The sequence below is a fragment of the Pseudomonas sp. 5.2 genome (assembly GCF_059025405.1).
In genome coordinates this window covers 1-24,447 of sequence record NZ_JBYBHH010000032.1, presented here as the reverse complement: position 1 = coordinate 24,447, position 24,447 = coordinate 1, and the positions used below count along the sequence as shown (strand labels likewise).

Genomic DNA, 24,447 nt, shown 5'->3' with positions numbered 1-24,447 from the left:
GCTTGCCGGCGATAGGGCTATGAGTACCTACCAATGAGTATCTGCCCAAAAACGACCACCCACACATTCGGGGTATGTTGCCCTCAAGCAAATCCCCCGATAGTGAACCCATCGGCTCGTTCCGGAGCAGTCACACGATGGAGTTGCTATGCGCAAGGCACTGAAGGTGATTGGCAGCCTGTTGCTGGCGTCGACCGCGACGCAGGCACTGGCGGTAGAGGGGGACAGCGGTAACACGTTAAGGCTGTACAACTGGACCGACTACATCGGCGAAACCACCTTGGCCGACTTCGAGAAGGCCACCGGCATCAAGGTCATCTACGACACCTTCGATGGCTACGAAACCGTCCAGACCAAATTGCTCACCGGCCGCTCCGGCTACGACCTGGTAATGCTCAACGCCTCCCTGGTACCCCCGTTGATTCAGGCCGGCGTGTTCCAGCCGCTGGACAAGCAGCAACTGCCCAGCTGGCACAACCTGGATGAGCAGGTGGTGAGCAACCTGCAAGGTTACGACCCCGGCCTCAAGTACTCGGCACCCTATACCTGGGGCAGCTCCGGGATCACTTACAACGTCGACAAGATCACCGCGCGCATGCCCGATGCACCGATCGGCTCGCTGGCCATGCTGTTCGACCCCAAGATCGTTTCGCGCTTCGCCGACTGCGGTGTCACCCTGATGGACGCGCCGACCGAGGTGATCCCGCTGGCCCTGCAGTACCTGGGCAAGGACCCCCGCAGCGCAGCGCCCGCCGACCTCAAGGCTGCCGAGCAGCTGCTGATGGGCATTCGCCCGTACATTCGCAAGTTCGACTCGGTCAACTACCTCACCAGCCTGCCCAACGGCGATGTCTGCCTGGCCCTGACCTGGTCAGGTGACTACGCCACCGCCCAGGCCCGTGCCATAGAAGCGAAAAAGGCCATCAAGCTGGCGTTCTTCATCCCCAAGGAAGGCTCGCTGATCTGGTTCGACAACCTCTACATCCCCAAGGACGCGCCGCACGCGGCCAATGCTCACCGCTTCATCGAGTTTCTGCTGCAGCCGCAGACCATGGCCAAGGTCACCGACTTCATCCACTACGCCAACAGCAATGCCGCTGCCACGGCGCTGGTGCACGCCGACATCCGCCAAGACCCGGCGATCTACCCCGATGCCCAGACCCGCCAACGCCTGTTCGCCCAGAAGACCCAGAGCCCCAAGGACATGCGCGCCATCACCCGGGTCTGGAGCACGGTCAAGACCGGTTTCTGAACACTGCCAACCGATTCCCGCCAAGGAGCTGCCCATGGCCACACCCAGCAAAGCATTCGCCATTGCCCACGACCCACTGGTGGACGCCGACAAGGCCCACTACATGCACGGCTACCATGTGTTCGACGAGCACCGTGAGCAAGGTGCGCTGAACATCGTCGAAGGTGAGGGCGCCTACATCCGAGACACCCACGGCAACCGTTTTCTCGATGCGGTCGGCGGTATGTGGTGCACCAACATCGGCCTGGGCCGTGAAGAGATGGCCCTGGCCATTGCCGACCAGGTGCGCAAGCTGGCCTACTCCAACCCGTTCTCCGACATGGCCAATGACGTCGCTATCGCGCTGTGCCAGAAGCTCGCGCAACTGGCGCCAGGTGACCTCGACCACGTATTTCTCACCACCGGTGGCTCTACCGCCGTCGATACCGCCTACCGGCTGATTCAGTACTACCAGAACTGCCGGGGCAAACCGGACAAGAAGCACGTGATCGCGCGCTACAACGCCTATCACGGCTCCACCACCCTGACCATGGCGATTGGCAACAAGGCTGCCGACCGCGTGCCAGAGTTCGACTACGCCCATGACTTGATCCACCATGTCTCCAACCCCAACCCGTACCGTGCCCCGGACGACATGGACGAGGCCGAGTTCCTCGACTTCCTGGTGGCCGAGTTCGAGGACAAGATCCTCTCCCTGGGCGCCGACAACGTGGCGGCGTTCTTCGCCGAGCCGATCATGGGCTCGGGCGGGGTGATCATCCCGCCCAAGGGCTACTTCGAGCGCATGTGGCAGGTGTGCCAGACCTACGACATCCTGTTCGTCGCCGACGAGGTGGTGACCTCGTTCGGCCGCCTGGGCACCTTCTTCGCCAGCGAGGAACTGTTCGGCGTCACGCCAGACATCATCACCACCGCCAAAGGCCTGACCTCGGCCTACCTGCCGCTGGGCGCGTGCATCTTCTCCGAGCGTATCTGGCAGGTGATCGCCGAGCCGGGCAAGGGCCGCTGCTTCACCCATGGGTTCACTTACAGCGGGCACCCGGTGTGCTGCACGGCGGCATTGAAGAACATCGAAATCATCGAACGCGAGCAGCTGCTGGCGCACGTCAAGGACGTGGGCAGCTACCTGGAGCAACGGCTGCAAACCTTGCGCGACCTGCCTTTGGTGGGGGATGTGCGTTGCCTGAAACTGATGGCCTGTGTCGAGTTCGTTGCCGATAAAGCCAGCAAGGCGCTGTTCCCTGATGCGGTCAACATCGGTGAGCGCATCCACAGCAAAGCCCAGGCCAAGGGGCTGCTGGTGCGGCCGATCATGCACCTGAACGTGATGTCGCCGCCGTTGATCATCACGCATGCGCAAGTCGACGAGATCGTCGAAACCCTGCGCCAGTGCATCATCGAAACGGCGCGCGAACTGACCGCGCAAGGGCTGTACCAAGGGCGATGAGCCTGGCGCAAAGGGCTGTGCGTGGGCGTGCCTGGCAGGCTAGACTGCCGGGCATGACCCAGGCCACTTCCGACACTCCGCTCACCCTCTCGCTGGGGGCGCTGCAGCACTGGCATGCAGCGCTGCAGCGTGCGCTCGCCCACTGTGAATCAGCCGATGCCCTGAGCTACGTGGCGGCTGCGATCAGCCAACTGGTGCAGGTCGAGTCGATGATGATCAGCCTCGAATGCCAGGGGCGTGCACCGCGCCTGCTGTACAAGCAGGGCATCCCCGAGGTGCATCGTGATGCGGTGCTCGAGCGTTACTTCAGCGCGGGCTACCTGCTCGACCCCTTTTGCCTGGCCGTGCAGAGTGGCTTGGCCGAAGGGTTCTATCACTTGCAGGAAATCGCCCCGGACAACTTCTTCGACAGCGACTACTACAAGGCCTACTACCTGGGCACCGGCTGCAGTGAAGACAGTTACTACATCGTCGACCTCAGCGAGGGCCGCAAGCTTTCGTTCAGCTTGTTTCAGGGGTGCAGTGGCACGCGTTTGAGCAGCGGGCAGATCGACCTGTTGCGGGCGGTCGAGCCAATGGTGCGCGAGCTGCTGGTGCGTTATGCCCGCTACAACCTTGAACCTGCCACGGCCTCGGCCGAACGGGGCAGCGTACAGGCAGCGTTCGAGAGTTTTGGCTGCCAGGTGCTTACGGATCGTGAGCGTGAAGTGGCGCACATGATCTTGCGCGGGCACTCGGTGAAGTCCACGGCGGTGGAGTTGGGGATCTCGCCGGAGACCGTGCGCATGCACCGCAAGAATTTGTACCTGAAGCTTGAGATCAATTCACAGTCGGAGCTGTTTGCGCGGTTTATCGACTGGTTGCGCCAGGGTGCCGTCGAGCACACCCTGGCGTTGTAGGCGCGGCCCTGGGCGTCAGGCCTCGATCAGGGCAGTGATAGCCCGGCCGACCTCCTGGGTGGACTTGTGCCCGCCCATGTCGCGGGTGGTGTTGCCTGCGGCGATGACCTGCTCGATGGCCCTGAGGATGTCATCGTGAGCAGCGCGGTAGCGCGGGTCGGCACCGTCGTTGCCGAGGAATTCGAGCATCAGCGCACCGGACCAGATCATCGCGATCGGGTTGGCGATGTTTTTGCCGAAGATGTCCGGCGCCGAGCCGTGTACCGGTTCGAACAGGGACGGGAACTTGCGTTCGGGGTTGAGGTTGGCCGAAGGGGCGATGCCGATGGTGCCTGCGCAGGCCGGGCCGAGGTCGGAAAGGATGTCGCCGAACAGGTTAGAGGCCACGACCACGTCGAAGCGGTCCGGTTGCAGCACGAAGCGGGCGCAGAGGATATCAATGTGCTGCTTGTCCCAGCTGATTTCCGGATAATTGGCAGCCATGGCTGCGGTGCGTTCGTCCCAGTACGGCATGCTCACGGCCATGCCGTTGGACTTGGTGGCCGAGGTGACGTGTTTGCGTGCGCGGGTTTGTGCCACGTCGAAGGCGTATTTGAGGATGCGGTCGACCCCACGGCGGGTGAACACCGATTCTTGCAGCACAATCTCGTTTTCGGTGCCTTCGAACATGCGCCCGCCCAGGGACGAGTACTCGCCTTCGGTGTTCTCGCGGATCACCACGAAGTCGATGTCGCCGGGTGCGCGGCCGGCCAGCGGGCACGGCACGCCCGGGAACAGGCGCACCGGGCGAATGTTCACGTACTGGTCGAAGTCGCGGCGGAACTTGAGCAGCGAGCCCCACAGCGAGATGTGGTCCGGGACCTTGTCGGGCCAGCCGACTGCGCCGAAGTACAGGGCGTCGAAGCCTTTGAGCTGCTCGAACCAGTCGTCCGGCATCATCTTGCCGTGGGCCAGGTAGTAATCGCAGCTGGCCCACTCGAAGAACTCGAAGCTGATGGCCAGGCCGTGCTTGCGAGCGGCAGCCTCGACCACGCGAATGCCTTCGGGGAGCACTTCGGTGCCGATGCCGTCACCGGGGATGGCTGCGATTCTGAATGTCTTGGTCATGGGGCGCACTCGTTGGCTAGGGAACAGGTGCGAGCCATGCTATAAGGCCTTCAATCGGAGATAATCCAGCCTTTCATGGATTCTTGGAACACGAAGCGTGAATAATCTGCCCAACCTCGATGACCTCAATATCTTTCTGCAGGTGGCCAAGCGCGCCAGCTTTGCCGCCGTGGCCGACGAACTGGGCATGTCGGCGGCGTACATCAGCAAACGCATTCGCGTGCTCGAGCAAAACCTGGAGGTGCGTTTGCTGCACCGCACCACGCGGCGGGTGACGATCAGCGAAGAGGGTGAGCGGGTGTACCAGTGGGCGCTGCAGATTTTCGATGCGGTGCAGCGCATGGGCGATGACATCAGTGCCCAGCACCGCGAACCGGCAGGGCAACTGCGCATCGCCAGCAGCTTGGGCCTGGGGCGCAGGTTCGTGGCCCCGGCCTTGTCAGAACTGGCCGAGCGCTACCCGCGTCTGGATATTCGGCTGGATGTGCATGACCGCCTGGTGGACCTGATCGAGGAGGGGGTCGACCTGGACATCCGCGTGGGCAATACCATTGCGCCCAACCTGATCGCCAAGCTGCTGGCCAAGAACCGTCGGGTGCTCTGTGCTTCACCTGCGTACCTGGCGCGGCAAGGCACACCGAAAGTGCTGGCCGACCTGGGCAGCCATGACTGCCTGGTAATCAAGGAGCGCGACCACCCGTTTGGTATCTGGCAGCTCGAAGGCCCTGAGGGCCAAGAAAGCGTGCGGGTGACGGGGGGCTTGTCCAGCAACCATGGCGAGGTGGCGCACCAGTGGTGCCTGGATGGGCGCGGAATATTGTTGCGGTCCTGGTGGGATGTGCACGACAGCCTGCTGGATGGGCGCCTGGTGCAGGTGTTGAGTGACTATCACCAGCCGGCGGATATCTGGGCCGTGTATACCTCGCCGCTGGCAAGTTCGGCCAAGGTGCGGGTGGCAGTGGACTTCTTCCGGCAGTATTTTGCCGAGCGGTATAGGTTGCCAGGGTAGCCAGGCTTTCGTGTTGTGGCGCCTATGCGATCGAGCGCCGCACGCGCGGCGCTTCGCAGCACAAGGCTGCTCCTACAGTTGTTTCGCAACGCCTGTACCAGCGCGCGCGACCGCCTCAGGAATAATTGGCCCGAAAAAATGTAGGAGCAGCCTTGTGCTGCGAAGCGCCGCGCGTGCGGCGCCCGATCTCATAAACGCACCAAAAACCAAGTCAGGCACCCAACGCCTACCTCACCGGTATCCGGCTAACCGCCTTGATTTCCCGCAGGGCCAGGCTCGACTGGATCGACGCTATGCCAGGTTGCCGCCGCAACACGTCTTCGACGAAACGGCCATAGCTTTCCAGGTCGGTCGCCAGCACCGTCAGCACGTAATCAGCCTCACCCGTGACCTTGTGGCAGGACAATACCTGCGGCAATTTCAGAATCACCTGCTCGAAGTCGTCAGGTGCTTCGGCCGAATGGTTGCCGAAGCGCACCTGGGCGAAGGCCATGACGTCATAACCCAGCTTCTTGCGGTCCAGGTTGGCCTGGTAGTCCTTGATCAGGCCCAGCTCCTCCAGGCGTTTGCGCCTGCGCCAACAGGGGGTCACGGTCATCGACAGGCGCTCGCCCAAGGCGGCGCTGGACAAGGTGCCGTCCTCCTGCAGCAGGCGCAGCAGTTCGCGGTCTACTTCGTCCAGTTCTTCGTAAGCAAAGGCTTTGCTCATTATGGGGCTACCGGGTGAATGTTTCGCTCAAGCATCCGGTTTTGCTGAGCATAAAGCAAAGCATTTTCAGCGGTCTGTCGCGAAAATTGGTTATCCGATACCACCTTGAAAAAGGACATTCGCGTGCTGACAGTCTTTAGCAACAAACACCGCTTGCACCATGGCTCCGAGCTCAAGGACGGGGCCATCACGCCGTCATTCGAGAACCCTCAGCGTGCCGATACCGTGCTGGCGCGTGTGCAGTCCACAGGCCTGGGCGATGTCATCGCCGAGCAATCGTTTGACCGTGCCTGCTATGTCGCGGCGCACAGCGAGCGCTATGTGAGCTTTCTGGAAAATGCCTGGGCAGAATGGACCGCCACCGGCAAGACCCATGATGCGCTGCCGCTGGTATGGCCGGTGCGCGACCTGGCCATCGACCGGGAGCCGGGCTTCATCGATGGCAAACTGGGCTTCTACGCCATGGACGCCGGCGCGCCGATTACCGGCGGCACCTGGGAAGCCGTGCGCAGCAGTGCCAACGTGGCACTGACCGGCATGCAGCGTGTAATCGATGGCGCGCCCAGTGCCTTCGCCCTGTGCCGCCCCCCTGGGCACCATGCGGCCCGCGAATACATGGGCGGCTATTGCTACCTCAACAATGCCGCCATTGCCGCCGAACGCTGCCTGAGCCAGGGTGCACGGCGCGTGGCCGTGCTGGACGTGGATTTCCACCACGGCAACGGCACGCAGAACATTTTCTATGACCGCCCCGATGTGTTTTTCGCCTCGATCCACGGTGATCCGCATGTGTCCTACCCGTACTTCTCCGGCTATGCCCACGAACAGGGCGCGGGGGCCGGGGAGGGCTTCAATGCCAACTACCCGCTGGGCAAAGGCACCCTCTGGGCGCAGTACCGGCTGGCGTTGCAGGACGCGCTCAAGCGCGTTGTCGCGCACCAGCCGGACTTTCTTGTCGTGTCGCTTGGCGTCGATACCTTCGAGGACGACCCGATCAGCCACTTCAAGCTCACCAGCGAAGACTTCCTGCGCCTGGGCGCGGAGATCGCACGCGTAGGCATCCCGACGCTGTTCGTGATGGAGGGCGGCTACATGGTCGATGAAATCGGCATCAATGCCGTGAACACGTTGCAAGGGTTCGAAGGCGCGGTTCGATAGCACACCGTGGCAAGGCCCTGCGCGGGCCTTGTTCGAAAGCCCTGATACCCACAATAAAAAGAGGTCGCTCATGCAAGACATGTCCGCAAGCCTTGATCAAAGCAAACCTACAGACTCAGCCCAAGACGGGCACCTCAAACGCACGCTGGAAAACCGCCATATCCAGCTGATCTCCATTGGTGGCGCCATCGGCACCGGCTTGTTCATGGGCTCGGGCAAGGTCATCGCGCTGTCCGGTACCTCCATTCTGCTGGTCTACGCGATCCTCGGTTTTTTCGTGTTCTTCGTCATGCGTGCCATGGGCGAGCTGCTGCTTTCTGACCTGCGTTTCAAATCGTTCGCCGACATCGTCGCCCACTACCTGGGCCCGCGCGCCGGCTTCGTGCTGAGCTGGTCCTACTGGCTGAGCTGGAGCGTGGCGGTGGTCGGCGACGTGGTGGTCGTGGCGGGGTTCTTCCAGTACTGGTATGCGGATGTGCCCGCCTGGATACCGGCGTTCCTCACCCTGTTCGTGCTGCTTGGGCTGAACATGTTGGCGGTGCGAATCTTCGGCGAAGTGGAGTTCTGGTTCGGGATCATCAAGATCGTGGCCATCGTCACGCTGATCATCACCGCAGCGGTGATGATCGCCACCGCCTATGTATCACCCAACGGCGTGGTGGCCTCGCTGTCCAACGTGGTGGCGCCCGGCGCGGTGCTGCCCCATGGCATCAGTGGGTTTTTCGCAGGCTTCCAGATTGCCGTGTTTTCCTTCGCTGGCACCGAGCTGATCGGTACCACCGCCGCCGAGGCAAAGAACCCGCACCGTTCGCTGCCCAAGGCCATCAACACCATTCCTTTACGCATCCTGCTGTTCTACATCCTGGCGCTGGTGTGCATCATCAGCGTGGTCTCGTGGGCAGAAGTGCCGGCCAACCGCAGCCCCTTCGTCGAGCTGTTCCTGTTGGCCGGCTTTCCCGCCGCTGCCGGCATGCTCAACTTCGTGGTGCTGACGTCGGCGGCATCCTCTGCCAACAGCGGCGTCTATTCTGGCTGCCGAATGCTGTTTGGCCTGGCCGAGCGGGGTAATGCACCCGCCATCTTTGCCAGGCTTTCGGCCCTCAGCGTGCCGGTGCACAGTTTGCTGTTTTCGGCGATGTGCATGCTGGCCGGGTTGGCCCTGCTGTTCATCATCCCCGAGGTGATGACGGTGTTCACGCTGATTTCGACCATCTCGGCGATTCTGGTGATCTTCACCTGGTCGATGATCCTCGCCGCGTACATCGCCTACCGCAAGCACAACCCGGCCGCGCACCAGGCGTCGAAGTTCAAACTGCCGGGTGGCGTGCCGATGGCCGTCACCTCGCTGGGCTTTCTCGGCTTCGTGCTGGTGCTTCTGGCCCTAGAGCCGGATACGCGGATGGCCCTGTGCGTGATGCCGTTGTGGTTTGTCTTTCTGCTTGTGGCTTATCGTCGGCGCAAGGCCTAACGCCCCTTGGCCAGGTAGGCGGCATATTCGTCATCCGGCACCATGCTGCCACCGGTGCCCCACACCAAGTGGGTCGCGTTGGCCATGCGCTGCGCCGTCAGCCCCATGCGCGCCAGGTACTGCGTTGCTTGCAGTACCTGCACCATGCCAGGCATGCCGGCCAGCGCCGAGGGCTCGAGGCGCACCTGCTCCAGGTCATGGGCCAGCACCAGCAATTGGTACAGCCGCTCGTCCGTGACCGTGTAGTAGCCGTCGAGCAGGCGCTGCATGGCCTTGCCAACAAAGCCGGAAGGGCGGCCTACCGCCAGGCCATCGGCTGCGGTGACGTTGTCGATGCCGAAGTCCTGCACGCTGGTTTCGTCATGCAGCCCGGTGTACACGCCAAGGAACATGCAGGGCGAATGGGTGGGTTCGGCGAAGACGCAGTGCACGTGATCACCAAACAGCAGCTTCAAGCCGAACGCCACCCCGCCAGGCCCGCCACCCACGCCGCAGGGCAGGTAGACGAACAGCGGGTGCTCGGCATCGACCTTGATGCCGGCGGCCTTGAACTGGCCCTGCAAGCGTTCGGCAGCCACGGCATAACCGAGGAACAGGTGAGGCGAGTTTTCATCATCGACGAAGTAGCAAGTAGGGTCCGCTGCTGCTTGCTGGCGGCCTTGTTCCACCGCAACGCTGTAGTCGGAGGGGTACTCGATCACGCTCACGCCGTTGGCGCGCAGTTTGTCCTTTTTCCACTGCCGCGCATCCGACGACATGTGCACCGTGGCCTGGAAACCCAGCCGCGCGCTCATGATGCCGATCGACAGCCCGAGGTTGCCGGTCGAGCCGACCGCTACCTTGTACTGGCTGAAAAACTGCCGGGCGTCATCCCTTGCCAATACTCGGTAATCGCTGTCCAGGGTGATCAGGCCGGCCGCCAGCGCCAGGTCTTCGGCATGCTTGAGCACTTCGTGGATGCCGCCGCGGGCCTTGATCGAGCCGGAAATCGGCAGCTCGCTGTCGGCCTTGAGCCAGAGCGCACCGCCTTGGGCAAGGCCAGCCTCTTGCAGCAGGGTGTGCTGCAGGGCAGGCAGCGAGCGGATCGGCGACTCGATGATACCGCCAGACGCGGCGGTGTCGGGGAACACCTCGGCCAGGTACGGTGCAAACCGCTGCAGACGGGCACTGGCTGCGCTGACGTCGGTGGCAGTGAGGCCGACGTCGCCCAGGGCTTGTGCGGTGGGGACGATACCTGGGTTGAACCAGCAGGTTTCGCGCAGCGTGACCAGGTCCTCGACCCGCGGGTGAGAGGCGTACCAAGCGTCTAGCGATTTGCCGTGAATCATGCGTTGTTCCTGTGTTGATGACCCGTGTGGAGTAGCAGGGTTGCCCCACATTCTGTGAACTGCCTATACCTCTCGGTATATGGACAGCCAACTGCCTGCCGAATAGCTTAACCCTCGACGGGGCGCACCTTGCATGCGCGATAAAAACAATTACGCCCCCCGCGACATTCAGTCCTGCCAACCCAACAACTCTTACAAGAATGAGGCGGCAAATGGAAAGCATCGGCACCTATGTCATCTACGTCATCATGGTGTGCGCGGTACTGGGTGCCGTGGCATCCATCTACAACCCGGAAGGCGAATTGGGCCAGGAATTCATTGCCGGCCTGCACAGCATTGGCCCCATCTTCATCCCCGTGGCCGGCATCATGGCGGCGATCCCTTATATTTCCGCAGGCATCAGCCAGTTGATCGCGCCGCTGTTCCTGGCGTTAGGCGCCGACCCGGGGATTGCCGGGCCCATCTTCATCGCCTCCGACATGGGCGGCTACCAGCTGGCCAAGGCCCTGGCGCAAAGCCCCGAGGGCTGGATCCTCGGCTTGATCACTGGCTTCCAGTCTGGTTCGACGATCATCTTCGTGATCCCGGTTGGGCTGGCGATGCTGCGCAAGGTCGACCACAAGTACATGGCCTTAGGCATCATGGCTGGCTTGTTGACCATTCCGGTCAGCATCATGGTGATTGCCATGACCATTCAAATGCTCGGCCTGGAGGTCCGCCCGGACATCGCCACCACTGGCGTGGCCACTCAGGCACTGCACTTCACCTGGCCGATGCTGGTGCGTAACCTGATGCCGTTGATTCTGTTCTGCATCGCGCTGGCTGCTGCACTTCGCTACTTCCCGACGCTGATGGTCTACCTGTTCCTCAAACTTGGGCAGTTCATGTACATCACGGTGGTGTTGGTGCTGGTGGCCTCCATCGTCCAGTACTTCACCGGCTTCTTCAGCAGCGTATTCGGTGGCTGGGGCTTCGCCCCTATCATCGCCGATGCCGACGACCAGTTCCGCGCACTGGAAATTGCGGGATACGTCGGCCTGATGCTGTGTGGGGCATTCCCGATGGTGCACCTGCTCAAGCGCTTTCTGGCCAACCCCATCGAGCGGGTCGCCTCGCGGTTCGGCATGTCGGGTGTTGGTGCAGCCGGTGTACTGGCCGCATCGGCCAACATCCTGGCAATGTTCAGGCTCGTCAGCGAAATGCCGCCCAAGGACAAGGTTTTGGTGATCGCTTTTTCGGTGTGCGCCGCCTTCACGTTCGGCGACCACATGGCGTTCTCTGCCAACTTCCAGCCCTCGTTGATCCTGCCGCTGATCATCGGCAAACTCAGTGGTGGCCTGGTCGCCATGTTGCTGGCCAGTTGGCTCGCCGTACCCAAGGCGCTTGAGATGGGGCGCCAGGATGAGGCCGCCAGCGCCTTCAAGGTGGCGGCTGAAGCGTCCTGATCGAAAAGCGTCGTCGACATGATCCGGAGCGCCCAGGGCGCCCCGGATTTTGTGCTTTTTGCGGCGCAGGGCGGTAAGTTCTGGGTGCTTCAGTGCACAAGAGCAGGGGGAACGATGACATTGGAAGAAGCGAACAGGCTGGCGGCCGTTATCGACGCGATAGGCACGGAACACTTGGGGCCCGCCATCGATGCGCTGCTGCGAGAGAAACTGGCGTTCGAGATGAGCTGTGGCTACCTGTTCCAGTTCAACCAGAAGGCTGTGCTGGTGCATAACGGCTACAACGACTCGGTGTCGGAGCGCACCTTGAATGCCTACGTGCGCGGCGGCTACCTGCTCGACCCGTTTTATGTCGCCTGCGTCAACGAACACCCGCCCGGGCTGTGGCGCATGAGTGAGCTGGCACCCGACAGCTTCTTCTCTTCGGGCTTTTCCATCTCCAAGGACATCCACCCGTGCGTGTCGTCCGACTACGGCACCTCGGTGGAGGAGGTGGGGTTCATCATCGCACTGCGCCCCCAGGTGGCTGTCGTCTACTCGCTGATGCGCAACCTCAGCAGTGGCAGCTTCGGCGAAGACGACATGCAGATGCTGGCCGCCATGGCGCCTGTGCTGGCCTCGGTACTCGGGCAGCATTGTCGGCTGAAGTACGCGGATTGCCTGCGCGATGCGCCAGCCGAGAGCGTGGTGCTGGAAGATGCGTTCGTCGAGATCCTGCAGGGCCAGTTGACCGAAACGCAGCGCTACATCGCCAAGTTGCTGTTGCAGGGGCACAGCAACGCGTCGATTGCCAGGCAACTGAATATTTCCGATGGCACGGTGAAAGTGCACAAGCACAATATCTACCAGCGGCTTGAAATTTCTACCAACGCCGAGCTGTTTCGCCTGTTCATCGACTACCTGGCCAAGGCCTGACGGCCTTGAAAGCACAACGCCCGAGGTGCTCCCCCAGGCGTTGTGCCAAGCTGTTGCGGCCTACTTGAACAGCGGGCTCAGGTGCTCGCTGAGGTACACCCCCTGAGGGTCGAGCTGGCGGCGCAGGGTGCGGAAATCCTCGGCACGGGGGTAGATCGCGCTGACGTCGTCGCCGGTCAGAAAGTGCAGCTTGCCCCAGTGAGGCCGGGCGCCGTATGAACGCAGAATCTGGTCGACCGCACGCAGGTAGTCCCAGTAGTCGGTGCCTGGCTGGCCGGACACCGAAATGGTGACACTGTCCTGCTCGAAGAACGGGCTCATCCAGGCGCCGTCGCCTGCGGTGAAACGGTACTCGATGGGGTAGATTGCCTCGGGGAAGTCCTCAAGCATCAGCTTGCGCACCGCCCGCAAGGCGTCCTTGCTGTGCCTGATGGGCACGGCGTATTCCAGTTCATGGAAGTTGGGCAGGTACTCGATAGGGTAGACGTCCGAGCTGTAGGCCACTTTCTCGAACGGGCTTTCCCAGGCCGGGCGGTCGGTGATGTCCATGACCTTTACTTCACAGACGTCAGTGGTGCGTCCGCTGGTGGAGGTGGCGGCGGTGTCGGGCAGGCAGTAGCAGTGCCGGCTCTGCTCGTAGGGGCACCAGAAGAAGCTGAAGTGGCGGTGTGTACGGGCCAGATCGTCGTGCTTGTCCATCACGCTTTCGAAGTCTTCACGCCAGATGCGTTCGTGCAGGTTGAAGCTGTCGGTCACCTGCAAGGTCAGCTCCGAGACGATCCCCAGCACCCCCAGCGACACCCGGCCAGCCTGCAGCAGGTCGGGGGTGCTTTCGTCCACCACGATGATCTCACCGTTGGGCTGAACCAGCTTCATGCCGACGATCGAGGAGGCCAGGTTACCCAGGGTCAGGCCGGTGCCGTGGGTGCCTGTGGTCAAGGCACCGGCAATCGACTGGCTGTCGATGTCACCCTGGTTGACCATGGACAAGCCTGCAGCCCGCAGCGCCTTGCCGAAGGCGTTGATGGTCGTTCCGGCCGCCGCAGTGACGCGTTTTTTCTCTAGGTCGATGTGGCGTACACCGCTCATGTTGCCCAGCGTCAGGTGCAAGCCATTGGTCAGCGCCACCGGGGTGAACGAATGCCCGGAACCTGCCACGCGCACGTTCATGCCATTGGCGCTGGCCTGGCTCACCAAGGTGCACAGTTCGTCTTCGCTGGAGGGCGCGCCACGCGCCGCGCGGATACACGACTGGTTGCCCGCCCAATTGCGCCAGTGCGCCTGATCGAGCCCGAACTCGTTGATGTGCATGTTGTTCGATGAGGTGGTCACGTTGCTCTCCTGCCCATTATTGTTGTGATCAGATGGCGGTGTAGCCGTTGTCGGCAAACAGGTGGGCGCCGTTGACGAAACTGGCGTCGTCGCTGGCCAGGAACAGCGCCGCAGTGGCCACTTCCGAGGGCTGGCACAGGCGCCCTTGGGCGGCGGCGATGGCATGTTCGCTGACATCCACGCCGTGTTTGCGCAGCATGTCGATTTCGCGCAGGCCATGGGCGGTGGCGATGAAGCCCGGGCAGATCGCGTTGGCGCGGATGCCGCGGTCGCGGAACTCCACGGCGATGGCCCGGGCGAACATGTGCGTGGCGCCCTTGCTGGTGCAATACAGCACCTCCATCGGCGTGCCCACCACGGCCGAGATCGACGACGTACAGACGATGCTGCCGCCGCCTGCCGAGAGCATGCCCGGCAAGACCGCCTTGGTGACCAAGAACATGCTTTTCACGTTCACGGCCATGATCCGGTCCCATTCTTCTTCGCTGGTTTCCAGGAAGGGCACGGCAGCCAGGATACCGGCGTGGTTCATAAGGACGGTGATGGGCCCAAACGCCTGTTCCACGGCAGCTACGGCAGACTTGACCTGTTGCGCGTCGGAGACATCGGCGGGGGCGAACAGCACGTCATGGCCGGCATCGCGCAACTGCTGTGCCACCTCAGCGCCTTTGCTGCCAGGCAAGTCGACGATACCGACCCGCGCCCCCTCTGCCGCGAACAGCTCCGATGCGGCCAGCCCGCACCCACCCGCGCCGCCTGTAATCAGCGCGACCTTGCCCTTGAGACGTCCCGTCATGTTCGACTCCGCGCCGCGCCGTTTGCCGGCGCAGCATTGGTTTTTATTGAGTGTGTGTGATGCCTCGGCGGTTCGCGATCGCGTGTCGGAGCATGAAACAGTTCAACGGGAACATCCATATACCGATGGGTATACGGGGGAGGGCAGGTCAGGTCGCCTGTTGTGCAATCAACGCCAGGCACCGCTGCACGATCGGGCTCACATCGCCCTTGCGACGGCTGAGGATGATCGGGCTGACGGCGCTGGTGTCCAGCAAGCCGACATACTCGATATCCGTGCGGTGCTGCTGTTGCACCGACGCCGGCACCAGGGTCACGCCGAGCCCGACGGCCACCAGGCCGATGGCCGTTTGCAGTTCGTTGGCCCACTGGCTGATCTTCAGGGTCATGCCGTGGTGGGCGAACAGGGCCAGCACATGGTCGGCGTAGCTGGGCCTGGGGTTGGCCGGGTACAGAATGAACGGCTCCTTGGCCAGTTGCGCGAGGGTCAGTGGGGTGCCTGCCAACGGGTGGCCCTTGGGCAATACCGCGACCAAGGGGTCTTCGCACAACACCTGCTGGAGGATGGCCGGGTCATCGATACGAATACGGCCGAAGGCGATGTCGATGCGGCCGCTTTTGAGTGCCTCGACCTGCTGCAACGTGGTCATCTCGCTCAACCCCAGTTCCAGCTCGCTGTCCTGGCGCAGTTCGCGGATCAGCGCTGGCAGCACGGTGTACAAGGTGGAGGGCGCAAAACCGATGCCCAGCCATTGGCGTTGCCCGTGGCCGATGCGGCGGGTGTTGTCGCTGATGTTTTCCAGTTGCTGGAGCAGGGTGCAGGTCTGTTCATAGAAGAACCGCCCGGCTTCGGTCAGGCGCAGCGGGCGCTCACGCAGCACCAGCAGCGTGCCGAGCTGCTCCTCGAGCTGGCTGATCTGCCGGCTTAGCGGCGGCTGGGCGATATGCAGCAGCTCGGCGGCACGGGTGAAGTTCAGCGTTTCGGCCAGCACCTTGAAGTAGCGAAGGTGGCGCAGTTCCATCAGACCTCCAGGGTATGGTGGGAGATTCATTTGATATTGGACGGGTATCAGGGTCTCGCGCAATGCTTGATCAATCAAGTAAGTGCAACTATCGGGTCTGCCATCTGCGGTCCGATCTGACGGGACCTGGCAACAATGACAAACACCCTGATTGAACGCATAGATGCAATTATCGTCGACCTGCCGACCATTCGCCCGCACAAGCTGGCCATGCACACCATGCAACAGCAAACCCTGGTGGTATTGCGCGTGCGTTGCAGCGACGGCATCGAAGGTATCGGCGAGGCGACCACCATTGGTGGCCTGGCCTACGGCTATGAAAGCCCCGAGGGCATCAAGGCCAATATCGACGCACACCTGGCGCCGGCGCTGATCGGCCTGCCGGCAGATAACATCAACGCTGCCATGCTCAAGCTGGACAAGCTGGCCAAGGGCAACACCTTTGCTAAGTCGGGTCTCGAAAGCGCCTTGCTCGATGCCCAGGGCAAGCGCCTGGGGCTGCCGGTTAGCGAGCTGCTGGGCGGCCGAGTACGCGACAGCCTGGAAGTGGCCTGGACCCTGGCCAGCGGCGATACCGCCCGTGATATCGCCGAAGCCCAGCACATGCTGGAGATCCGTCGCCACCGTGTGTTCAAGCTGAAGATCGGCGCCAACCCGGTAGAGCAGGACCTCAAGCACGTGGTGGCGATCAAGCGCGAGCTGGGTGACAGCGCCAGCGTGCGGGTCGACGTCAACCAGTACTGGGACGAGTCCCAGGCCCTGCGCGCCTGCCAGGTGCTCGGCGACAACGGTATCGACCTGATCGAACAGCCCATTTCGCGGATCAACCGTGGCGGCCAGGTGCGCCTCAATCAACGCAGCCCAGCGCCGATCATGGCCGACGAATCGATCGAAAGCGTCGAGGACGCCTTCAGCCTGGCCGCGGACGGCGCGGCCAGCATCTTCGCCCTGAAAATCGCTAAGAACGGCGGCCCACGTGCAGTGCTGCGCACAGCGCAAATCGCCGAAGCGGCCGGTATCGCCCTTTACGGCGGGACCATGCTTGAAGGCTCGATCGGCACCCTGGCTTCGGCCCACGCGTTCCTCACCTTGCGCCAGCTGACCTGGGGCACCGAGCTGTTTGGGCCGCTGCTGCTGACCGAAGAGATCGTCAACGAGCCGCCGCAGTACCACGACTTCCAGCTGCACATTCCACGCACGCCAGGCCTTGGCCTGACCCTGGACGAGCAGCGCCTGGCGCGCTTTGCCCGCCGCTGAACTGTACATTCAACGCCTTAAGGAGAACCCGCATGCTGTTCCACGTGAAGATGACCGTGAAACTGCCGGTCGACATGGACCCGGCCAAGGCCGCCAAGCTCAAGGCCGATGAAAAGGAACTGGCCCAGCGCCTTCAACAAGAAGGTACCTGGCGCCACCTGTGGCGCATTGCCGGGCACTACGCCAACTACAGCGTGTTCGATGTGGCAAGCGTCGAGGCCCTGCACGACACCCTGATGCAACTGCCGCTGTTCCCGTACATGGAGATCGAGGTGGACGGCTTGTGCCGCCACCCGTCGTCGATCCACAGTGACGACCGCTGATTCGTCCCTGACTACCTGACAAGAACAAGATGAGGTAAGCAAAATGACCGTGAAAATTTCCCATACTGCCGAGATCCAGTCGTTTTTTGAAGAGGTCGCAGGCCTTGGGCACGCCGAGGGTAACCCGCGCTTCAAACAGATCATCCTGCGCGTGCTGCAGGACACTGCCCGCCTGATCGAAGACTTGGAAGTGAGCGAGGACGAGTTCTGGCATGCCGTCGACTACCTCAACCGCCTGGGCGGCCGTAACGAGGCGGGCCTGCTGGCAGCGGGCCTGGGGATCGAGCACTTCATCGACCTGCTGCAAGACGCCAAGGATGCCGAAGCGGGCCTGGCCGGCGGTACCCCGCGCACCATTGAAGGCCCGCTGTACGTTGCAGGCGCGCCGCTTAGCCAAGGCGAAGCACGCATGGACGATGGCACCGACCCCGGCGTAGTGATGTTCCTCCAAGGCCAGGTATTCGGCGCCGACGGCAAGCCGCTGGCAGGCGCTACCGTCGACCTCTGGCACGCCAACACCCAGGGCACCTATTCGTACTTCGACTCGACCCAGTCCGAGTACAACCTGCGCCGACGCATCATCACTGACGCAGAGGGCCGCTACCGCGCCCGCTCCATCGTGCCGTCCGGTTATGGTTGCGACCCGCAGGGGCCAACTCAGGAGTGCCTGGACTTGCTTGGCCGCCACGGCCAGCGCCCGGCGCACGTGCACTTCTTCATCTCCGCGCCGGGGCATCGCCACCTGACCACGCAGATCAACTTCGCCGGTGACCAATACCTGTGGGATGACTTTGCCTATGCCACCCGTGATGGGCTGATCGGTGACCTGCGCTTTGTCGAGGATGCGGCGGCGGCGCATGATCGGGGCGTGCAAGGGGAGCGTTTCGCCGAGTTGGCCTTCGACTTCACGTTGCAGGCTGCGCAGGCGCCTGAGGCCGAAACCCGCAGCCATCGCCCGCGTGCGTTGCAAGACGGCTAAAGCTCGACCCTTGTAGGAGCAGCCTTGTGCTGCGAAGAGGCCGGTGACAGCAGCGCAGATCTACTGTGTTTTCACCGGCCCCTTCGCAGCGCAAGGCTGCTCCTACACACGCCAGCCTCCACAGTTTTCACCGTTTATGCCTGGGCCTTTCCGTGCGGGGAGGGTCCGGGCTTTTTTGTGTTCCACATGTGGTGAGGGAAAAGAAAGTGTTGTCTTGAGTTTGGAGGTGGCTTTCGGCTGACGCTCAACCCTTGTAGGAGCAGCCTTGTGCTGCGAAGAGGCCGGTGAAAACACAGTAAATCTACGCTGCTGTCACCGGCCTCTTCGCAGCGCAAGGCTGCTCAAAGGTTGAGCGTCAGCCTCCACAGGATTCACCGTTTTATGCCTGGGCCTTTCCGTGCGGGGAGGGTCCGGGCTTTTTTGTGTTCCACATGTGGTGAGGGAAAAGAAAGTGTTGTCTTGAGTTTGGAGGTGGCGCTCGGCTGACGCTCAACCCTTGTAGGAGCAGCCTTGTGCTGCGAAGAAGCCGGTGAAAACACAGCAAATCTACGCTGCTGTCACCGGCCTCTTCGCAGCGCAAGGCTGCTCCTACACACGCCAGCCTCCACAGGATTCACCGTTTATGCCTGGGCCTTTCCGTGCGGAGAGGGTCCAGGCTTTTTTGTGTTTACAAGGAATATTGGGGAAGCGGGCTGCTATGTGCTTGTCGGCAGACAGGGTGAAGGCGGCCAGGTGCTTGCCTTGGGCTTGGAGGTGGGGCGGATAACGAGCGCCGCGCGGGCGGCGCTCGATCTGATAGGCGCTGAAAATGCCAAGCCTGGCACCCGGTGGCCCCGACTACAATCGGGTCATGCTGGCCAACACTTCAGGCCGCGACGGGGTGCTCACGCTGCATGCTGTGTCGGAAGCACTTGCAGCCTTTGGCCAGCAACACGATGGCCAGCAACGACGCGACGAAGCTGACAATCGACATCGAAGAACCGACCGCAGCCGGTACGCCGAAGTAGCGGTCGGTGATCAGCGCCACCAGCGTGGTGCCCAAGCCCAGGCCCAGCAGGTTACTGATCAGCAGGAACACCGCCGATACCTGCGCACGCACCTGGTTCGGCGAGAGGATCTGCATGGCCGCAGTGGACGCCGGCATGGGGAACGAGGCGAAGAACATGGCCGGTACCAGCAGGGTCACCGACAGCCACAGCTGGTCCACCTGCGAATACAGCACGGCCGGCACGATCATGCCCAACGCACCGATGACCCCGGTACGCATGGCCGCATCGCTGCGGCCGCGCTTGGCCAGGTGGTCGGTCAGCCAACCGCCGAACACCACACCCGTGGTGTTGGCCAGCAGCAGGATGGTGCCGAGCATGAAGCCTGCTTGCTCGGGGCTCATGCCGAACTTGCGGATGTACAGCGCCGGTGTCCAGCTCATCATGCAGAACAGCGCCATGGCATAGAACGAGAAGCCCAGGTAGTGGCAGCTGAACGTGGCCCGGTGACGGCCGATGAAGCGCAGGCCGTCGGTGAGCTTCACCTTGCGCACATTACCGTCGGCGTCCAACTGCGCGCCCTTGCGCTCGGGGTTGCGCACGGTCAGCCAGATCAGCAGGCCCACGAGCACCCCAGGCAGGCCGACGATGAAGAACGCCAGTTGCCAGGCCTTCATGGCGCCAAGGAAGGCCACCTCGATGGTCTGCGCGTCCTTGAGCAGGGTGATCACGTAGCCGCCGACCAGAAAGGCAATGCCGCCACCGACGAACGAGCCGATGGAGTAGATGCCCACTGCGCGGCCGAGCTTTTCCTTGGGGAACAGGTCGCTGAACATCGAGTAGGCCGAAGGCGACAGGGCCGCTTCGCCGACGCCCACGCCGATCCGGGCAAGGAACATCTGCGTGAAGTTCTTGCTCAGGCCGCAAGCGGCGGTGGCGAAGCTCCAGAAAATCACCCCGACCGCGATGATGCGTGGCCGCGAAAAGCGGTCGGCCAGGTAGGCGATGGGCATGCCCATGAAGGCGTAGAACAGCGAAAACGCCAGGCCGTGCAGCAGGCTGAACTGGGTGTCGCTCAGCTGCAGGTCGGCTTTTATCGGCTCGATCATCAGGGCCAGAATCTGCCGGTCAACGAACGAGAAGATGTAGGCCACCATGCACAGGATGACCACATACCATTCGTACACGTAACGTTTTTGGGTGTGCTTGAGGTGTTGCGCTTCGGTCAGGGTATTCATGCTTGCAAGTTCCTGAGGGGACAGCCCTGATTGGGACAGCCTGATGGCCCCTTCGCAGCCCAAGGCCGCTCCTGCGAAGGGGCTGAACACGCGGTCAGTTATTGTCTGCAGAGGCTTGTGGCTTGATGGAAATCACCGCCAGGGTGGTGATCGCGCCCATCACCACGAGCATCACCGACACCGGCCAGGCATCCTTGTAAATGCTGAACAGCGCCGTTGCCGCCAGTGGCGCCAGGCCGCCGGAGAAGATCGAGGCAATCTCGTGCCCCATGGCCAGCCCCGAATAGCGCACCTTGGCCGGGAACAGCTCACCCATCAGCGCCGGCTGGGTGCCGATCATCGCGCCGTGACAGAAGGCCATGCCCAGCAACGCCGCCAGGTACACCCACACCGGTGAGTGGGTATCGAGCATCCAGAAGAACGGGAACGCCAGCACCATCAAACCGACCGAGCCGATGGCATACACCACCCGCCGGCCAATGATGTCCGACAGCCAACCCCAGAACACGATGGTGCCGGCCTCGACGATCATCGCCACCATCACGCTGGCCAGCACCAGTTGCGTATCCAGGCCGGTGAACTTGGCGTAGGCGATGGTGAAGGCGAGGAACAGGTAGGCGCTGCCGTTTTCGGCGATGCGGATACCCATGGCCTGCAGCACGGCCTTGGGGTGGTTGCGCAGCACTTCCATGGCCGGCATGTGCTCGGGCTTGTCCTGCTGGGCCTGTTCCTCGACGAAGGCTTTGCTCTCTGGCAGGCGACGGCGGATGTACACCCCCACGCCAAAAATCAGGATGCTGGCCAAAAACGGCACCCGCCAACCCCAGCTCATCATGTCTTCGACGGGCAGCATCTGCACCAGGTAGAACGCAGCGGCAGACAGTACGAACCCGCCGGAAACACCCAGCTGGCTCCAGGCCGCATAGAAGCCGACGCGGTCCTTGGGCGCGTTCTCGCTCAGCAGCAGCACGCCGCCGCCCCATTCGCCGCCCGAGGCAACGCCTTGCAGCACGCGCAGGATCACCAGGCAGGCGGGGGCCAGGTAGCCGACCTGTTCGAAGGTTGGCAGCAGGCCCATGGCGAAGGTTGCCGCACCCATGATCGCCAGGGTCATCACCAAGGCCTTCTTGCGCCCGGCCTTGTCGCCGATATGGCCAAAGATCAGGCCACCCAGCGGGCGTGCCAGAAAGCCCACGGCGAAGCCGGCAAACGAGGCCATGGTGCCAAGCACCGGGTCGGTGCCGGCGGGGAAGAACAGCGGGGCGAAAATCAGTGCTGCGGCCGTGCCATAGAGGAAGAAGTCATACCATTCCAGGGCATTGCCCAGGACCGAGGCGATGACAATGCGGCGCATGGTGCGCGGGTCGGTATCGCGGGTGATGCTGGTGTTCAGGTTACTCATGAGCCATCTCCATGCGGGCCGGTCACCAGAACTTCCAGGTGTAGGAAGTGATCAGGCGATACTCGTTGTAGTCGTTGCCGTACTGCTGTTGGGTACGCATGTTCTTCAGGTCGAAGGCCAGGTCTTTGAGCGGGCCGCTCTGGATCACGTAGCTGAGCATGATGTCGCGCTCGCTTTCCTGGTCCCTTGCAAGGCCCGGGCCGCGGTCGATATCGGTGCCTTTGATGTAGCGGGTGAACAGCTTCAGCCCGGGCAGGCCCATGGCGGCAAAGTTGTAGCCATAACGCACCGACCAGCTGCGTTCATCTGGGCGAATGAACGGCAGGCCCGCCCAGTTCGGCAGCCACAGCTGCGGCACGTAGCCGTTCAACGTCGGGAACACGGTATCGCCGGTCATGCGCTGGTAGCTCAGGCCCAGCATGTGCCCGCTTTTTTCCAGGGTGACCAGGCCGAAGTAGGCGCGGTTGTCCACGGTGCCGCTGCGTGCGGCACCGTCTTCACGGTTGTTGAAGTACCCCACGTCGGTTTTCAACTGGTAGCCGTCGGCGAACTTCAGGGCGTGCTTGATGCCGCCGTAGTCCTGCTTGTAGATGTCGTTGAGCACACCATGGAAGTAACTGGCTTGCAGGTCTGGGGTCAGGGCGTAGGTGGCGCCGGCGAAGTCCAGGCCATCACTGTCCAGGTCGTCGCGGGTGCCGTAGCGGTAGAGGCGCTCATGGTTGGACGACTCGCGGGTGACGATGGACCAGAAGCGCCCGCCAACGAGGGTCAGGTTGTCGATGTCGCGTGATTCGATCACCGCGCCCTGGTAAATCGTGTCGAGCTGCCGGCTGGGGTCGTTGGAGGCGACGGGGTAGAAAGGTTTCTGATCACCGATCAGTACCTTGGTGTTGGCGTACTTGAGCTTCAGGGTCGCACCGCCGCGGCTATAGTCGTCGGCGGCCTGCTGGCGGTGCTTGCTGAAGGGCAGCGAGCCATCGTTGCCGGTGGAGTCCAGGCGCACGGCATACTGGCCGTTGAGGTCGAGACCGACTGCCACGGGGGTATCGGTGTAACCGGACTCGAACTGCAGGTCGAAGCCCTGCGACCAGTTGCCGACCTTGGACACCGGCGCGCTGGGGTTGGTGAAGTTACGGTTCAGGTAGAGGTTTCTGATATTGAGCGAGAGGTGGCTGTCATCCACCACATCGGCCAAGCACGTCAGGGGTAATACGGCGCCCACACACAAGCAAAACGGTTTCGCACGCAACGGCCATTTGAGTTCCATGGGGTAATCCTGGAAGTGTGATCAGTACAAGTCCTGGGCAGTCGAGCAACTGGGCAGAAGGGCTGCAGGTCTTGCGCCCGCTTGTCTGTCACGTATTGTTTTTGTTTTTGTTTCTCAGATATCCAGCACCAGGCGCTTGCCGCGCGCCCGGGAACAGCACAGTACGATCTGCTCGTTGGTGTGTTTCTCCTCTTCGGTCAGGTAGTGGTCACGGTGGTCGGGTTCGCCTTCGAGCACGTCGCACAGGCAGGTGCCGCACACACCTTGCTCGCAGGACACCTCGACCTTGATCCCGATACTGCGCAGGGCGGCGGTCAGGGGCTGGCCTTCCTGCACCTGCACGGTCTTGCCGCTGCGTGCGGCGACCACCTCGAAACTGCCGCCCGAGGTGTCGACCTCGGCCTGGAAGTACTCGTGGTGGATGTGTGGGTCGTCGTAGCCTTGCTGGCGCGCCCCTGCGATCACCCAATCCATGAAGCCCGCCGGGCCGCAGGTGTACAGGTGCACGCCAGGCATGGCGGGGCCCAGCACCTGGGCCAGGTCCAGGTGCTGCTCAGGGCCTTCATCGCTGAAGTGGGTGAACACGCTGGCCGCGAACGGTGCGCCGAGCAGTTCGTCGACGAACGCGCAGCGGCTGCGTGAGCGGCCGCGGTAATGCAGCTCGAACGGTTTACCTTGGGCATGCAGGGCATGGGCCATGGCGATCATCGGGGTGATGCCGATGCCACCGCCCAGCAAGATTGAGCGCGTGGCGTCGCTGGCCAGTGGGAACAGGTTGCGCGGCGCGCTGATGCGCATTGGCGTGCCAGGCTGCAGTTGCTCGTGCACTGCCACCGAGCCGCCACGAGACTGGCTGTCCTTGAGCACGCCCAGGCGGTAGACATTGGCATGCGCGGGGTCGCCGCACAGCGAATACTGCCGCACCAGGTCGGGCGCCAGGTGCAGGTCGACGTGGGCGCCTGCCGCAAAGCGCGGCAGGGCCTGGCCGTCGACCGCGGCCAGCTCCAGTACGACCACGTCGCCGCCTTGCACTTCGCGGGCTTGCACGATCACATCGAGCAGTTGGTCGCTCATGGTCGTGGCCCTAAAGGATGTAGCCGATACCGGCG

At 62.6% G+C, this 24,447-nt stretch carries 21 protein-coding genes; 11 read left to right on the top strand and 10 right to left on the bottom strand.

The window, feature by feature from the left end:
* Nucleotides 1–148 precede the first annotated feature (148 nt).
* From AC5PZ0_RS27975 to AC5PZ0_RS27965, 3 genes are read left to right on the top strand one after another with little or no spacing between them, the layout of a single operon-like run.
* Nucleotides 149–1,252: a polyamine ABC transporter substrate-binding protein gene (locus tag AC5PZ0_RS27975; protein WP_099428982.1), complete on the top strand. Its 1,104-nt coding sequence runs from the start codon at nt 149–151 to the stop codon at nt 1,250–1,252.
* Nucleotides 1,253–1,286: 34 nt separating this feature from the next.
* Nucleotides 1,287–2,699: an aminotransferase gene (locus AC5PZ0_RS27970; protein ID WP_493856181.1), complete on the top strand. Its 1,413-nt coding sequence runs from the start codon at nt 1,287–1,289 to the stop codon at nt 2,697–2,699.
* On the top strand, nt 2,696–3,598 hold the full coding sequence (locus tag AC5PZ0_RS27965) for a helix-turn-helix domain-containing protein (RefSeq protein WP_493856180.1): 903 nt from the start codon (nt 2,696–2,698) through the stop codon (nt 3,596–3,598). Before AC5PZ0_RS27970 ends, AC5PZ0_RS27965 begins: the two co-directional genes overlap by 4 nt.
* 15 nt (nt 3,599–3,613) lie before the next feature.
* Here the strand turns inward: AC5PZ0_RS27965 and AC5PZ0_RS27960 are convergent, their stop codons facing one another.
* Nucleotides 3,614–4,705: a tartrate dehydrogenase gene (locus tag AC5PZ0_RS27960; protein WP_274888635.1), complete on the bottom strand. Its 1,092-nt coding sequence runs from the start codon at nt 4,703–4,705 to the stop codon at nt 3,614–3,616.
* 97 nt (nt 4,706–4,802) lie between these two features.
* Here AC5PZ0_RS27960 and AC5PZ0_RS27955 point away from each other — a divergent pair, with 97 nt between their 5' ends.
* The gene (locus AC5PZ0_RS27955) at nt 4,803–5,714 is read left to right on the top strand and encodes a LysR substrate-binding domain-containing protein (RefSeq protein ID WP_027593660.1); all 912 of its coding nucleotides are present in this window, start codon (nt 4,803–4,805) and stop codon (nt 5,712–5,714) included.
* Nucleotides 5,715–5,940: 226 nt separating this feature from the next.
* Here the strand turns inward: AC5PZ0_RS27955 and AC5PZ0_RS27950 are convergent, their stop codons facing one another.
* Nucleotides 5,941–6,423: an Lrp/AsnC family transcriptional regulator gene (locus AC5PZ0_RS27950; RefSeq protein WP_027593659.1), complete on the bottom strand. Its 483-nt coding sequence runs from the start codon at nt 6,421–6,423 to the stop codon at nt 5,941–5,943.
* A gap of 123 nt (nt 6,424–6,546) precedes the next feature.
* On the opposite strand from AC5PZ0_RS27950, the gene AC5PZ0_RS27945 reads away from it, so the two are divergent.
* A complete protein-coding gene (locus tag AC5PZ0_RS27945; protein ID WP_027593658.1) occupies nt 6,547–7,581 on the top strand; it encodes a histone deacetylase family protein in 1,035 nt (344 codons plus the stop codon).
* Between the two features lie 70 nt (nt 7,582–7,651).
* Nucleotides 7,652–9,049: an amino acid permease gene (locus AC5PZ0_RS27940; protein WP_493856179.1), complete on the top strand. Its 1,398-nt coding sequence runs from the start codon at nt 7,652–7,654 to the stop codon at nt 9,047–9,049.
* Here the strand turns inward: AC5PZ0_RS27940 and dsdA are convergent.
* Nucleotides 9,046–10,377, bottom strand: coding sequence for a D-serine ammonia-lyase (gene dsdA / locus AC5PZ0_RS27935; protein WP_493856178.1), 1,332 nt, complete (start codon nt 10,375–10,377; stop codon nt 9,046–9,048). The genes AC5PZ0_RS27940 and dsdA overlap by 4 nt on opposite strands.
* A 212-nt stretch (nt 10,378–10,589) precedes the next feature.
* On the opposite strand from dsdA, the gene eutH reads away from it, so the two are divergent.
* Together eutH and AC5PZ0_RS27925 are read left to right on the top strand one after the other, a co-directional pair.
* A complete protein-coding gene (gene eutH, locus AC5PZ0_RS27930) occupies nt 10,590–11,822 on the top strand; it encodes an ethanolamine utilization protein EutH (protein WP_493856177.1) in 1,233 nt (410 codons plus the stop codon).
* Between the two features lie 114 nt (nt 11,823–11,936).
* Entirely contained in the window at nt 11,937–12,737 is an 801-nt protein-coding gene (locus AC5PZ0_RS27925; RefSeq protein WP_238217751.1) for a helix-turn-helix domain-containing protein, read from the top strand.
* A 60-nt stretch (nt 12,738–12,797) separates the two neighbouring features.
* On the opposite strand, the gene AC5PZ0_RS27920 is transcribed toward AC5PZ0_RS27925, so the two are convergent.
* From AC5PZ0_RS27920 to AC5PZ0_RS27910, 3 genes are all read right to left on the bottom strand, one after another.
* Nucleotides 12,798–14,069 (bottom strand): D-arabinono-1,4-lactone oxidase, encoded by a 1,272-nt coding sequence (locus AC5PZ0_RS27920; RefSeq protein ID WP_493856176.1) that lies wholly within the window; start codon nt 14,067–14,069, stop codon nt 12,798–12,800.
* 28 nt (nt 14,070–14,097) lie between these two features.
* The gene (locus AC5PZ0_RS27915) at nt 14,098–14,865 is read right to left on the bottom strand and encodes an SDR family NAD(P)-dependent oxidoreductase (protein WP_186683188.1); all 768 of its coding nucleotides are present in this window, start codon (nt 14,863–14,865) and stop codon (nt 14,098–14,100) included.
* Between the two features lie 148 nt (nt 14,866–15,013).
* Complete coding sequence (locus AC5PZ0_RS27910; RefSeq protein ID WP_099428992.1) at nt 15,014–15,886, bottom strand: LysR family transcriptional regulator; 873 nt, start codon at nt 15,884–15,886, stop codon at nt 15,014–15,016.
* A 135-nt stretch (nt 15,887–16,021) separates the two neighbouring features.
* Between AC5PZ0_RS27910 and AC5PZ0_RS27905 the strand changes: the two genes are divergently transcribed.
* Genes AC5PZ0_RS27905 through catA form a run of 3 tightly spaced genes read left to right on the top strand, consistent with a single transcriptional unit; the run spans nt 16,022 to nt 18,445 of the window.
* Nucleotides 16,022–17,143 carry a muconate cycloisomerase family protein gene (locus tag AC5PZ0_RS27905; protein ID WP_493856175.1) on the top strand — a complete coding sequence of 374 codons (1,122 nt, stop codon included), beginning with the start codon at nt 16,022–16,024 and terminating at the stop codon, nt 17,141–17,143.
* Between the two features lie 32 nt (nt 17,144–17,175).
* A complete protein-coding gene (gene catC, locus AC5PZ0_RS27900; protein WP_027593653.1) occupies nt 17,176–17,466 on the top strand; it encodes a muconolactone Delta-isomerase in 291 nt (96 codons plus the stop codon).
* 43 nt (nt 17,467–17,509) lie between these two features.
* The gene (catA, locus tag AC5PZ0_RS27895) at nt 17,510–18,445 is read left to right on the top strand and encodes a catechol 1,2-dioxygenase (protein WP_493856174.1); all 936 of its coding nucleotides are present in this window, start codon (nt 17,510–17,512) and stop codon (nt 18,443–18,445) included.
* An 865-nt stretch (nt 18,446–19,310) separates the two neighbouring features.
* Here catA and AC5PZ0_RS27890 read toward each other — a convergent pair.
* From AC5PZ0_RS27890 to AC5PZ0_RS27875, 4 genes are all read right to left on the bottom strand, one after another.
* Nucleotides 19,311–20,669, bottom strand: a complete 1,359-nt coding sequence (locus tag AC5PZ0_RS27890; protein WP_027593651.1) for a spinster family MFS transporter — start codon at nt 20,667–20,669, stop codon at nt 19,311–19,313.
* 94 nt (nt 20,670–20,763) lie between these two features.
* Nucleotides 20,764–22,071 carry an MFS transporter gene (locus AC5PZ0_RS27885; RefSeq protein WP_027593650.1) on the bottom strand — a complete coding sequence of 436 codons (1,308 nt, stop codon included), beginning with the start codon at nt 22,069–22,071 and terminating at the stop codon, nt 20,764–20,766.
* Between the two features lie 22 nt (nt 22,072–22,093).
* Nucleotides 22,094–23,338, bottom strand: coding sequence for an OprD family outer membrane porin (locus AC5PZ0_RS27880; protein ID WP_493856173.1), 1,245 nt, complete (start codon nt 23,336–23,338; stop codon nt 22,094–22,096).
* 114 nt (nt 23,339–23,452) lie between these two features.
* The gene (locus AC5PZ0_RS27875) at nt 23,453–24,412 is read right to left on the bottom strand and encodes a PDR/VanB family oxidoreductase (RefSeq protein WP_493856172.1); all 960 of its coding nucleotides are present in this window, start codon (nt 24,410–24,412) and stop codon (nt 23,453–23,455) included.
* Between the last annotated feature and the right edge of the window lie 35 nt (nt 24,413–24,447).